Origin of the sequence: Desmonostoc muscorum LEGE 12446 (genome assembly GCF_015207005.2) — a bacterium.
GTDB classification, from domain to species: Bacteria; Cyanobacteriota; Cyanobacteriia; order Cyanobacteriales; family Nostocaceae; genus Nostoc; species Nostoc muscorum.
In genome coordinates this window covers 3,413,260-3,426,354 of record NZ_JADEXS020000001.1, presented here as the reverse complement: position 1 = coordinate 3,426,354, position 13,095 = coordinate 3,413,260, and the positions used below count along the sequence as shown (strand labels likewise).

The 13,095-nt window shown below is 40.9% G+C and carries 11 protein-coding genes; 4 read left to right on the top strand and 7 right to left on the bottom strand.

Translation table 11 applies throughout. From position 1 onward, the window contains the following. Positions 1–269: 269 nt before the first annotated feature. Both msrB and IQ276_RS40180 read right to left on the bottom strand, forming a co-directional pair. On the bottom strand, positions 270–764 hold the full coding sequence (gene msrB, locus IQ276_RS14735; RefSeq protein ID WP_190879207.1) for a peptide-methionine (R)-S-oxide reductase MsrB: 495 nt from the start codon (positions 762–764) through the stop codon (positions 270–272). 544 nt (positions 765–1,308) lie between these two features. Beyond that, positions 1,309–1,434, bottom strand: a complete 126-nt coding sequence (locus tag IQ276_RS40180; protein ID WP_255264326.1) for a hypothetical protein — start codon at positions 1,432–1,434, stop codon at positions 1,309–1,311. 160 nt (positions 1,435–1,594) lie between these two features. On the opposite strand from IQ276_RS40180, the gene IQ276_RS14730 reads away from it, so the two are divergent. The 4 genes from IQ276_RS14730 to ssuE all read left to right on the top strand — a co-directional run bounded on the left by IQ276_RS14730 (position 1,595) and on the right by ssuE (position 5,514). Then, positions 1,595–2,701, top strand: coding sequence for an RNA-guided endonuclease InsQ/TnpB family protein (locus IQ276_RS14730; protein ID WP_193917442.1), 1,107 nt, complete (start codon positions 1,595–1,597; stop codon positions 2,699–2,701). 423 nt (positions 2,702–3,124) lie between these two features. Then, entirely contained in the window at positions 3,125–4,285 is a 1,161-nt protein-coding gene (ssuD, locus tag IQ276_RS14725; protein WP_193924400.1) for an FMNH2-dependent alkanesulfonate monooxygenase, read from the top strand. Positions 4,286–4,312: 27 nt separating this feature from the next. Then, positions 4,313–4,951, top strand: a complete 639-nt coding sequence (locus tag IQ276_RS14720) for a beta-class carbonic anhydrase (RefSeq protein ID WP_193924401.1) — start codon at positions 4,313–4,315, stop codon at positions 4,949–4,951. Beyond that, the gene (gene ssuE, locus IQ276_RS14715; protein WP_193924402.1) at positions 4,948–5,514 is read left to right on the top strand and encodes an NADPH-dependent FMN reductase; all 567 of its coding nucleotides are present in this window, start codon (positions 4,948–4,950) and stop codon (positions 5,512–5,514) included. Before IQ276_RS14720 ends, ssuE begins: the two co-directional genes overlap by 4 nt. Positions 5,515–5,688: 174 nt before the next feature. Here ssuE and IQ276_RS14710 read toward each other — a convergent pair whose 3' ends face one another. The 5 genes from IQ276_RS14710 to IQ276_RS14690 form a co-directional block, all read right to left on the bottom strand. Next, positions 5,689–9,408, bottom strand: coding sequence for a lectin-like protein (locus IQ276_RS14710; RefSeq protein WP_235115676.1), 3,720 nt, complete (start codon positions 9,406–9,408; stop codon positions 5,689–5,691). 322 nt (positions 9,409–9,730) lie between these two features. Next, complete coding sequence (locus tag IQ276_RS14705; protein ID WP_193917475.1) at positions 9,731–10,651, bottom strand: S1 family peptidase; 921 nt, start codon at positions 10,649–10,651, stop codon at positions 9,731–9,733. Between the two features lie 59 nt (positions 10,652–10,710). Then, a complete protein-coding gene (locus IQ276_RS14700) occupies positions 10,711–11,490 on the bottom strand; it encodes a S1 family peptidase (protein ID WP_235115675.1) in 780 nt (259 codons plus the stop codon). 28 nt (positions 11,491–11,518) lie between these two features. After that, a complete protein-coding gene (locus tag IQ276_RS14695; RefSeq protein WP_193917479.1) occupies positions 11,519–12,181 on the bottom strand; it encodes a COP23 domain-containing protein in 663 nt (220 codons plus the stop codon). A gap of 429 nt (positions 12,182–12,610) precedes the next feature. Continuing rightward, positions 12,611–12,964: a hypothetical protein gene (locus IQ276_RS14690; protein ID WP_235115674.1), complete on the bottom strand. Its 354-nt coding sequence runs from the start codon at positions 12,962–12,964 to the stop codon at positions 12,611–12,613. Positions 12,965–13,095: the final 131 nt, after the last annotated feature.

Below are 13,095 nucleotides of genomic sequence, written 5' to 3'. Positions count from 1 at the left end.
GAATGTGAAAGCTTTCACTGATTAACCTAGTTGGAGAACTCTGATGTCGAAGGAAAGAAAAAGTAATAAAGAAGTTAAAAAACCTAAAAAAGATGCCAAAGACAAAAAAGAGAAAAAAGACCCAAACAAATAGGACGATTTAGGGAAATAGTTCTAGCAAAGACCAAGAGTTGCATTTTCTTAAATTGACTCACCCTTGGTCAAGCCTCAAAATCTGATGACTTCGGTTATGCCTGGGATGTCTACGATCGCTACACCTACGCCGCCGATCAAGCAGGAGTAAACTTCAGCGAAACACCGTTCATGCAGTAGCGCTTGCCAGTGGGTGCGGGACCATCATCAAAAACATGACCCAGATGACCACCACAGCGACTACAATGCACTTCAGTTCTGGTCATAAACAACGACCTATCTACAGTAGTGGCGATCGCACCTTCAATAGGTTTAAAAAAGCTAGGCCAGCCAGTACCGCTGTTAAATTTGGTATCAGATGTAAACAGTGGTTGTTCACATGCAGCACAATAATAAGTGCCTTCATCGTATTGCTTATCGAGTGGGCTGGTGTGAGCGCGTTCAGTCCCATGTTTACGCAATACACGAAACTGTTCTGGCGTTAAAATCGTCTTCCACTCTTCTTCCGGTTTGGTAATTTCAAATCCACTGTTAGAAGTTGTCATTTCTTTTGACCCCCAATTGATATACCTTGATAACAACGCTGTGCCAACTATTACTGCACTAGCCTGTAAAAAATACCGTTTATCCATATATCTATTATTTTCTATTTTCTGGTTAACTGGCCAATCAACTCCAGTACGGTATTCCCTGCTTTAATTATTAGCATTAGCGATCGCCCTGAATTAGCCGTGATAGCCTGATTAAAATTAGCTAAGAAACAACAAATTATTTTTCAACACAATGCTGGACGGGAATCCGATCTACTTGAGTTTATTTGCACAGTAAACATTAATTTGTTTCATAGTCAAGTCCTCGATGTCAAGTCGCGGTTTGATTTGAAGAAGAATTCAGAAGTCAGAATTCAGGAGTCAGAATCAAGACGCTCGAGGACTCGCTAACGCTACGCTATCAGTAGGGGATTCAGACCGGCGCAGGTCTTGTTGACCACCAAATTTTCAATTTGGTGGGGGTGCAAAAACGCCGATTATTCAGACGCGACGCTCGATTACTCGCTAACGCTCCGCTATCGAATACTCGCTACCGCTACGTTATCCGCTTTTTCGGTCAGAATACCCAACTGAATTCTGACTCCTGACTCCTGAATTATGTTCGATAAAACATAATTATCAACTATTAATCATCATTTTCATCATCAGAAGTTGTTAGCTCCTGAGTACTGTCGTGTTTATCTTGACCCGTCAGAAACACAAATGAGCGATTGAGCCGCTTCACCCCACTCAAGGTAATCAGGGTGAGCAATCTCCTAGTAAACTATTTCCTTGACAAAACCTGACATTTATTTACAAACCGAACCAAAACCCGTCTACCTATTTCAAGAAAATTTACATCAACCTCCTAGACTTAGTTTGACAAGTCATGTGATGATTTTGAAAATGACTGCTCATTCTTGAGTAAATTTGTGTTATTGACTGCCATCAAAACCAAGCTAAAATTGACATCATCACAAAAAAATCTGATGTCAAAACACGCTGGCATATCCCGATTTACATACAACTGGGGACTCGCCACATGGATGGCTTTGTATCAGTCAGGATATCAACCAAATCATTTGATTTTGAAGAAGTTCTTCAATAATGAGGTCAAACCAGCTCTCACCTGGATTAAAGAAAAAGGTATTTGTCAAAAAATCACAGAATTTGCTTTTGAAAATTTAGGGAAAGCTTTTAAAAACTTCTTTGAAAAACGCACAGAGTATCCTAAGTTTAAAATCAAAGGTAGACATGATAGTTTTACAATTAATGCAGGTGGTAAACCCATAAATCTGGGTGGTAAACGAATAAAATTACCCACCATTGGCTGGGTTTCAACTCATGAATCTTTACCACACACAACAACCACAAAGCTTACTTTATCTCAATCAGCGGGAGATTGGTACATTTCTTGTTCTTATGAAATATCAGCACAAATCACCCAAAAACAATATGATTATGTCGGAGTTGATTTAGGGATAAAAACTTTAGCCACTTTATCAACAGGAGTGATTTTTATCAATCCGAAAGCTTTTCAAAAATCGAGGAAAACGTTAACCAGATTACAACGTCAACTTTCAAGAAAAGTTAAAGGTAGTAATCGTTATAAAAAACAAAAATTGAGAATATCTAAGCAGCATCGACGGATTACTAATATACGTATTGATGCTACCCATAAAGCAACTACATTTATTTGCAAAAACCACGCAGTCGTTGCTTTGGAAGATTTGAATACTTCGGGGATGTTGAAAAATCATCAGTTGGCTGGTGCTGTCAGTGATGCTAATTTCTCTGAATTTCGTAGACAGATAGAATATAAAGTAATTAGATATGGTGGAACTGTCTTATTTGTAGATAGATTTTACCCATCTAGTAAAACTTGTTCAAATTGTGGACAAATTCGAGGAATTAGTCTGTCTGAGCGGGTTTATGTGTGTCCCAAATGTCAGCATACTGCCGACCGAGATTTAAATGCATCTCAAAATCTCGAAAAATATGCACGGAAGGCTTTACCGTGTCTGGAAGTTAAGGGATAATTGCTTCCATGCTCCCGTTGAAACGTCAAGTAATGTCTAGCTTTGTCTAGACTTTATGTAGCAGTAACCCTCCTAATAATCCCATTTGCCAGAGTGTGGGGAGTCTGGGGGGATGGGGAAGTGTGGGGAGATTAGGGACTTCCAAATAAAAAAATATCCCATCGCTTTGAGGGCAGGGGAGCAGGGAGCAGGGGGAGAGAAAGTCGTAGTGAAGTCCAGAAAATTGGATAATTTATTTTTTGGAGTTCCCTTAGTAAAAAAAGCTTCCTAACCTCCCACACCTCCCACACCTTCCACACCTCCCTACTCCCCGTGTTTCTTAAAAAACTTCTTGCTTAGTGAATTTGAATATGTGATACTCTAAGGCTGTAACTAAAATACGGTATTTTTATCAAGTTGCCGTAGTTTAAAAGGATAGAATTCATGCAGCTACTATGGTTCATCCCAACCCACGGAGACGGACGCTATCTTGCAACTGCTACGGGCGGAAGGGCAGTAAGCTTTACCTATCTGCGGCAGATTGCCCAAGCGGTGGATGACCTTGGCTACACAGGGGCTTTGCTGCCAACGGGTCGCTCTTGCGAAGATGCTTGGATTGTAGCGTCAACACTGTTATCGCTGACACGACAGATGCGTTTTTTGGTGGCGATTCGTCCTGGGTTGGTGTCACCTGGAGTAGCGGTGCGGATGGCGGCGACGTTCGATCGCCTTTCTAGTGGACGCTTGCTGATTAATGTAGTCACAGGGGGCGATCCCGTAGAGTTAGCGGGAGATGGCTTGCATTTGGATCACGATCAGCGTTATGAATTAACAGATGAATTTTTGACAGTGTGGCGAGCGATAGCTAGCGGTGAACAAGTCAATCTTCAGGGCGATTATCTCAACATTCAAGATGGCAAACTGCTGTTTCCACCAGTGCAAAAGCCATATCCGCCCTTATGGTTTGGTGGTTCCTCTCCCATTGCTCAAAAAATTGCTGCCAAGCACGTAGATGTTTATCTGACTTGGGGCGAACCACCGGCGCAAGTAGCCGAGAAAATTGCATCAGTTAAGAGACTCGCAGAAGCAGAAGGAAGAACTTTGCGGTTTGGCATTCGCCTACATGTGATTGTGCGGGAAACCGAGAGTGAAGCTTGGGATGCGGCGAATCAATTGATTAAATATGTAGATGACGAAGCGATCGCTAAAGCCCAAAAAGCTTATGCGCGGATGGATTCAGAAGGACAACGGCGAATGACTCAACTACACCACGGTAGTCGGGAGGCATTAGAAATTAGTCCCAACCTGTGGGCGGGAGTTGGTTTGGTAAGGGGTGGTGCGGGAACAGCCTTAGTCGGCGATCCGCAAACCGTAGCTGCCAGGATATTGGAATACGCTGATTTGGGTATTGAGTCCTTTATTCTTTCTGGCTATCCTCACCTAGAGGAAGCTTATCGAGTTGCAGAACTTCTATTTCCCCATTTGCCCTTAGCCAACCTACCCGCAGTAGAGACGCAACATGTTTTGAGTCCATTTGGCGAGATTGTGGCAAATGAAGATTTCCCTAAGCAAAAGCCTCAAGAAAGAGCAACGTCCATATCCTAGTAATTAAGAACTAGGAGATTACCAACCATGCTACACCAACAAATTGACCAAAAAATCTCAGAAAAAGAAGCCTGGGCATTGCGTCGTCAGTTGGGAATACCTAACAATAAGCGCTTGTGGGTGCTAGCGTGCATGGATGAACGTTTACCTGTGGAGAAAGCATTAGGAATTGGTGAAGGAGATGCTCATATTTTCCGTAATGCTGGAGGATTAGTTACAGATGATGCAATTCGGTCAGCGATGTTAACTACGCAGTTTTTTGGCACAAAAGAAATCATCGTCATTAATCATACCGAATGTGGCATGATGACAGCATCAGGAGACCTTCTCAGTGAGGTATTGCGAAATCAAGGTATTGATGTGGATCAAGCTACTATCGATCCTGCTTTACCAGAATTGAAGCTACCAAAAGGTGTTTTTTCCAAATGGATCAAAACGTTTACCGATGTAGATGAAATCTGCATACAGCAGGTGGAATTACTGCGTAATTCTCCTTTAATTCCCCAGGATGTAGTTATTCATGGCTACATTTGGGAAGTTGAGAGTATGAGTTTGCGCCGTCCCTACAAACGTCTGAGTGAGAAGGTCAACACAGCATCAGCTATGCAGACCAAAACGACAAAACATACTCAACCCGTTTTAGAAATTGGGAGTTTAATTGAATGACTAATATTCTCGCGATCGCTGGTAGTCCAACCCACCCATCTAGAACTTACGGTCTTGTCGAATACACCGCCAAGCTTTTACAACAAGAAGGCTTGCATGTAGACATTATTTCAGTTCGGGATTTACCTGCTGAAGATTTAGTTTTTGGACGATATGACAGCCCCGCTTTAGAAGAACCAAAAGCTTTACTCGCAAACGCAGATGGTGTGATTATTGCCACGCCAATTTACAAAGCTGCTTACACAGGAGTCCTCAAAACATTTCTAGATTTGCTGCCACAAAAATCATTAACAGGTAAACCCGTATTACCAATTGCTCTTGGTGGAACGATCGCTCATTTATTAGCAATAGAATATGCACTGAAACCTGTGTTATCTGAATTAGGAGCGCGGCATATTCTAGCTACTGTTTATGCGGTAGATAAACAAGTTCAACGACAAGCTGATAATAGCGTCGTCTTAGATGAAGAAATTGATCAAAGACTCAAAGACGTTCTTAAGGAATTTGTCAAAGCCGTAGAATACGATGCCGCAGCGCCTCAAGAATTGGTTCATGCCAATTAAATAATCAAGTTTATACCTCCGTTTGTTTGTAGCAGTGGGTAATTTATACCCATCTGCTACCTTTCTCATAGTAAAAGCATCTCAATTAGCACCAGGACTGATATCAACTCCAACCAATCACTTATCAAAAAAATTGGAATTTTGAATCCAAAATCCAAAATTTAAAATCTAAAATTAGCTGACTAAAATATCAGCATTAGTCATAGCTGGTTTGGTACTGAGAGTTGCTATTTGTAGTTGTGCTGTTCCACCGATGCCATCTTGGTCAAAGAATAGTGCGCCGTTGGTATTGTTATAGATAAATCGATGGCTAGCACTGGTAGCTGCTGTTCCAATAACAAACTGCCCTGATGGCAGGGTGCCTTGAACTAGATTGCCTCCAAAACCGGATGCAGAAAGTGCGATCGCATCATCAACCACGCTAAAATCAGTTATCGTGTCGATACCTTCATTCCGAGAATTAAAAGTAAACCGATCTGCGCCACTACCACCAGTCAGGATATCGTTGCCTAGTCCTCCTAACAGAATATCGTTGCCACTGTTACCAATCAGATTGTCATTCCCGGCGCCACCAATCAAGTTATCGTTTCCAGCCTTACCAATCAGGTTGTCATTACCAGAACCGCCATCAAGAGTATCATTTCCCCCGTTGCCATAGAGGAAATCATTACCAGTGCTGCCAACTAAATTAACAGTATTGGCAATCTCAATAATGCCAGTGCGATTAGCATTTTGAACATCATGATTCCATCCAGAACCACCCAAATAAACGAAGTCCCGAACTTGGTCAGTAGTTGGCAGTCCTGGTGTCCAATTTTGATAAGCACTTTGCTCACCAATCCAGGTAAATGTTCGTTCTTGACCAGCATCAGAAAGACCAATCCAGGGATTTTGACCGGCATACTTTCCGGTTAAAAAAGTTTGTTCTGCTGCATTATTAATGGTGACGAGATTACCGCCAAAACTTTGGGCTTCTGCTTGGGCTTGACCCCAACTGCCTGCTTTTGATAACAAATAGGTGCTACCACCAAAGGTAACTGCGTCGCTGGTTTCATAAATGGTGGCTAACGCCTGGTTGTCTCCTAAGATGGCATTAGTTGGGGAACTGAGATTGACAAAAAAGCTTTCTTTGGTAATGGTGTCAGTATCCTTAAGAATTGTTACGGCGATCGTTTGTACACTCTGTCCAGGAGCAAAAGTCAGCGTACCACTAGTAGCTTTATAATCACTGTCAGCAACTGCTGTATTATTAGATGTGCTGTAATTCACAGTTGCACTACCACTGTTGCTACCATAGCGGCGGACAATAAAAACAGCTTCTTTCGTTCCATTGGCAGATTCAATAATTCCCAAATCTTCAATTACTAAAATTGGCGTATTGGGGTTTTTGATTTCAAGAATTCCTGTGCGATTGGCATTTTGAACATCATGATTCCATCCAGAACTGCCCAAATAAACGAAGTCCCGAACTTGGTCAGTAGTTGGTAGCCCTGGTGTCCAATTTTGATAAGCACCTTGTTCACCAATCCAGGTAAATGTCTGCTCTTTGCCAGCATCAGAAAGACCAATCCAGGGATTTTGATTGGCAAATAATCCTGCCAAGAAAGTTTGTTCTTTGACATCATTAATAGTAACGAGATTGCCGCGAAAACTTTGGGCTTCCACTTGAGCAGTTCCCCAACTACCTGCGACAGAAGTTAGATAAATACTATCTCCAAAAGTGTAAATTCTTCTGGCAGTCATATCGGGAATCGGAACAGATAAAGCAGTGGGAATTTCAATAATGCCCCTGTGATTGGCATATTGAACATCATGATTCCATCCAGAACTACCTAAATAAACGAAGTCCCGAACTTGGTCAGTAGTTGGCAGTCCTGGTGTCCAATTTTGATAAGCACTTTGCTCACCAATCCAGGTAAATGTTCGTTCTTGACCAGCATCAGAAAGACCAATCCAGGGATTTTGATTAGCATACTTTCCAGCTAAAAAAGTTTGTTCTGCGGCATTATTAATGGTGACGAGATTACCGCCAAAACTTTGAGCTTCTACTTGTGCTTGACCCCAACTACCTGCTTTTGATAACAAATAGGTACTACCACCAAAGGTAATTGCATCGCTGGCTTCATAAATTGTGGCTAATGCTTGATTGTCTCCTAAGATGGCATTGGTTGGCGAACTGAGATTGACAAAAAATTCTTTACCAGTGATGGCTTCGCCATCATTACGGATATTGACAGTGATGAGTTTTTTTGTTTCTCCAGGGTTAAAGCTGAGGGTACCACTGGTGTTCAAGTAGTTGATTCCAGCTAAAGCAGTATTTGGGACAGTGGCATAGTTGACTTTAATTTGTTGGCTGCTAGTTCCAAATAATTTGACTTGAAATTGAACTTGTTTAATACCGCTTGCAGGTTCAATAATCCCCAAATCTTCAATTACCAAAATTGGGGTGTTGGGGTTTTTGATTTCAATAATGCCAGTGCGATTGGCATTTTGAACATCATGATTCCATCCAGAACTGCCCAAATAAACGAAGTCCCGAACTTGGTCAGTAGTTGGTAGCCCTGGTATCCAATTTTGATAAGCACTTTGCTCACCAATCCAGGTAAATGTCTGCTCTTTGCCAGCATCAGAAAGACCAATCCAGGGATTTTGATTGGCAAATAATCCTGCCAAGAAAGTTTGTTCTTTGACATCATTAATAGTAACGAGATTGCCGCGAAAACTTTGGGCTTCCACTTGAGCAGTTCCCCAACTACCTGCGACAGAAGTTAGATAAATACTATCTCCAAAAGTGTAAATTCTTCTGGCAGTCATATCGGGAATCGGAACAGATAAAGCAGTGGGAATTTCAATAATGCCCCTGTGATTGGCATATTGAACATCATGATTCCATCCAGAACTACCTAAATAAACGAAGTCCCGAACTTGGTCAGTAGTTGGCAGTCCTGGTGTCCAATTTTGATAAGCACTTTGCTCACCAATCCAGGTAAATGTTCGTTCTTGACCAGCATCAGAAAGACCAATCCAGGGATTTTGATTAGCATACTTTCCAGCTAAAAAAGTTTGTTCTGCGGCATTATTAATGGTGACGAGATTACCGCCAAAACTTTGAGCTTCTACTTGTGCTTGACCCCAACTACCTGCTTTTGATAACAAATAGGTACTACCACCAAAGGTAATTGCATCGCTGGCTTCATAAATTGTGGCTAATGCTTGATTGTCTCCTAAGATGGCATTGGTTGGCGAACTGAGATTGACAAAAAATTCTTTACCAGTGATGGCTTCGCCATCATTACGGATATTGACAGTGATGAGTTTTTTTGTTTCTCCAGGGTTAAAGCTGAGGGTACCACTGGTGTTCAAGTAGTTGATTCCAGCTAAAGCAGTATTTGGGACAGTGGCATAGTTGACTTTAATTTGTTGGCTGCTAGTTCCAAATAATTTGACTTGAAATTGAACTTGTTTAATACCGCTTGCAGGTTCAATAATCCCCAAATCTTCAATTACCAAAATTGGGGTGTTGGGGTTTTTGATTTCAATAATGCCAGTGCGATTGGCATTTTGAACATCATGATTCCATCCAGAACTGCCCAAATAAACGAAGTCCCGAACTTGGTCAGTAGTTGGTAGCCCTGGTATCCAATTTTGATAAGCACTTTGCTCACCAATCCAGGTAAATGTTCCTTCTTTGCCAGCATCAGAAATACCAATCCACGGATTTTGATTCGCAAATAATCCTGCCAAGAAAGTTTGTTCTTTGACATCATTAATAGTGGCGAGATTGCCACCAAAACTTTGCGCTTCCACTTGAGCAGCATTCCACGTACCTGGAGCAGATAATAAATAAATGCTATTGCCAAAAGTGATGATTTTCTTTGTTGTTAAATCCGGCATATACCAATCCTAGATAGATGATGAACAAAGGGTGTCTAGCACTGGATTCTCTTTTGCAGTATCAAACGCTAATTGAATACGTGATTTTTACCCTTCTACTTCTCTATCGGGTAAGGTATGAAAAATCATGCACCCCCAGGCAAAAGAAACTTTTGTAGTGGAGTGTCAAGACTAAAATATTGCAAAAAATTTTCTTGTGGTGTGGGCATCTTGCCCGCATTGGACGGGCGAGACGCCCATCCCACAAGAGAAAAGCTAATGCAATATTTTAGCCTTGACACGCTACTACGTATCTTTTCAGAAATAAAACCGGATTCCTATATCAGCGAAAAATTCTGAGAACATCGGTTATCACTTTTTTTCCATTGTTGAATGTGTTTCCGAAGTCCCTTACTTGACTTATAACGCCATTGATATCATCAATCACATCACGCTTATCGGTTTGTGCGGGAGGAGTATACGCTACTGCGCTATCTGGTGCAGATTGAGAATCTATTTTCAATGACAAAATTAATCCTTGTTGAGGTGCCAAGCTCAAAAAAGTATTAATGGGAATTGCATAATTAAAACCAGGCTTAATTAAGCTAGCAATGCTTTCAGCGGTATCTTGATTTAGTCCTTGTCTTCTTAAAAAATCTGGGTCTTCTGTATCTCCCAATCCATGAATACCAACTAGACGACCACCAGCATCAAACACGGGGCCTCCACTCATTCCCTTACGAGTGACATTAGTGTAAATCATTTGATAGCCTTCTATTGGTTGCTCTAATAAACCTGATATTTGCCCTGATGTAAATTGGCGAACAAGTTGTTTAGTACTTCCAGGTGCAGGCCATCCAGAAATAAAAACTGACTTTCCGACAACAGCTTGTTTAGAATTGGCTATTTGAGCTACTTTGTAGTTTTGATTACTACTAAACTGTACAACAGCCATATCAACACCTGGTAAGCGGGTGATGTTACCCAGTTGATAAGCTTGTTTGTCAAAGGTGACAATATTGTAATTATCTTGTGGTGCAACAACATGGTAAGCAGTAAGAACATAATAAGTATTATTGTTTTTAGCAATAATTACTCCAGAACCATGTCCTTGATTTCCTTTAATTAAAACTGTAACTTCACGCGCTACATTGTTAATTTCTTCTCCAGTCATAGCAAAAGCAGCTACTGGTTGCACAACCACAAGAACGCTAACAAGTGCTGTACCCGCTAAAATAGCTGCAAGATTATCTTGGTATCTCATAATTTCCACTCCAAAAAATAGTAAAAAATCAGCAACGGGAAGATAAGGGAGACAAATGATTAACAACCTTGGGAAATAATTGACTTTGGTGCCATTTTGATAAAAGTTTGTATTGGCACAGCCCAACTTAGTTTCATCATTTGTTTTTGTATAGCTGCACTTGGTATCTCACCATTTTCAAAGACGTAAGGATTACCCCACAAAGGATAAGAATGTCTACCATTAATAGCTATGACTTGTCCCTGATGATTGAGAACTGGTCCACCACTCATGCCTTTTTGAATCTCATTGCTATATCCAATTTGGAAGCCTCCCTTTAGTGGTTGATTTAATAACAGTTTTATTTGTCCTTGGGTAAACAAAAAATTTGTTGAATCTAAAGGAAAGCCAGCTGCAAAAACTTCAGTGTTTTCTGATAATTTTGCAGCTTTCTGCAACGATGCCACTTGATATTTTTTATTTGGGCTGAAAAACTTTAGCAAAGCTAAATCTTGTCCCTCAAATTTAGCCGCTTCGACAACAACAACAGTGTAAATACGACCATCGGGTGTTTGGATACGATATGGTTTTCCTTGTCCTGGGATTAATACATGGTCGTTAGTTAAAACTCCATAATCTTGTCCTTGTTTGTGGATTAAAATCCCAGAACCCCAAGTGTCTCCTGAGAAAACTTTAACGGTAATTGATTTGGCATAGGAATGCAATTGCACTGTTGATAGTTCAGATGCAACACAGGAGTTAACTACCGTCAAAGAAGTATTTTCAGCTAATATCTGCAAAGGCAAATCAACTAAATAAATGCCAAGACAGACTGTCAGTATTAACAAACTCCTGTTCATGTGTAATCAAGCGCTGATATCTGCATGACTACCAAATTTTTGCCGGAGATGTGATTTCAGGTTGAGTACTAGGGGTAGCATCAGATGTCGATTCTACAGGGCTATTACTCAAAAACTGATTGACATCAATAGAAGTAGTTTCAGTTTGAGAATAGCTTGGTACTCTAGAACCTTCGTATACAGGACCAGTAGCTGTGCCATCACCAATGTTAAATAATTGTTGTAGAACACGACTAGCATTTGCACCTGGTTTAAGAGTAAATAACAAACCTTGACAACCGCCACCTTTTGTATCGCTGACACAAACTACAGATTGGCGATTCATGATACCTGTGGTGATGTAATTCAGAGTGCCATTATTTTTATAGGTTTGAAAACGTCCAGTTACTTCCTGACAACGTTGCTGTGGATTATAACCAGAAGCCGCAAAGTCCCAGGAAACCCAACGAATTACTGGGACATTACCACGTTGAGTACGAGCATAAGTAGTTGGTATTCCTTGTGTATTGTTGCCACAGAAAAAGGTGCTATCTTGGGCTAGACTTGGTTGATTACCACAGATAATCGTCGCAAAAGTAGTAAATACAGTGATACCAAATACTTTTGCTCTTGATTTCAAGGTTATATTAATCAGTCGGTTTTTGAATGTCTGTAAGGGACAAACTACAGTTTGCTGGTTGTGAAGTTCCATTTCAGAATTACCTGATTACGCTACTAGTTCTTTATCGGGTTAGGTTGAAAAAACCATGCACGAAAATTTGAATAATTTTGTTGGTAAATTATTTTGGTAAGTAGCTGAATGGCAAAAAGGGCACAGCAATGCTGTGCCCCTACCTTGTATTGTGGTATGTTGCATCTAAATAAGAAGTGCTATAAATAGGAGTCAGAATTCAGAATTCAGAATTCAGAATACTCTACCCATGTACCCTTACAGGGAAGCAAGCTACGCGCAGCGTCCCGTAGGGAAGGGATAGAGTTTTAACTTTTGAAAAAAATTTAATCCTAGTTTCGCCCACAAGGGGCGAGGTTTTAAACCAATATTCATTACCCAGTCGGACTCCAATTCATACTGAATTCTGACTCCTGAGTTCTGAATTCTGTTCAATAAAAATACAATTTACTATCTGCCGAAGGCTCCAATACCGTAGTAGCAATAATTTGCTCTACATCTGGCCATAGTTACTTTAATCTTAAATTGAGCGCTCCAACGTGGTCTGACTCTGACGGCAGGTTTGTCATCAGAATTAATATCAGAGTCTATGAGATTTCCGTCTTCGTCATAAAGTTTTAAGTCGATATCTCGGCAATCTTGGTCACATACTCCTACAATTCCGTAATCTATACCTCTACGCAGATTTATTGTTATATAATTGCTTTGATTTCTACTGAGTTGATCAACAAAAGGGTCGTGTGTTAGTTCGTAGTTACCACCCAAGTCTAGAGCAACACCTGTTCGTATGAGTTGCGCGCGCAAGCTATCTACCCAACGATTAGCAAATGCAACGGTAGGCGTGAGAACTATAGCGGTAGATACAAGGCCAAGTATCCAGTATTTGGGTTGAGGTAGTGCTGTTTTAAATGTGGTTTTATCAATCATAGTTTCCT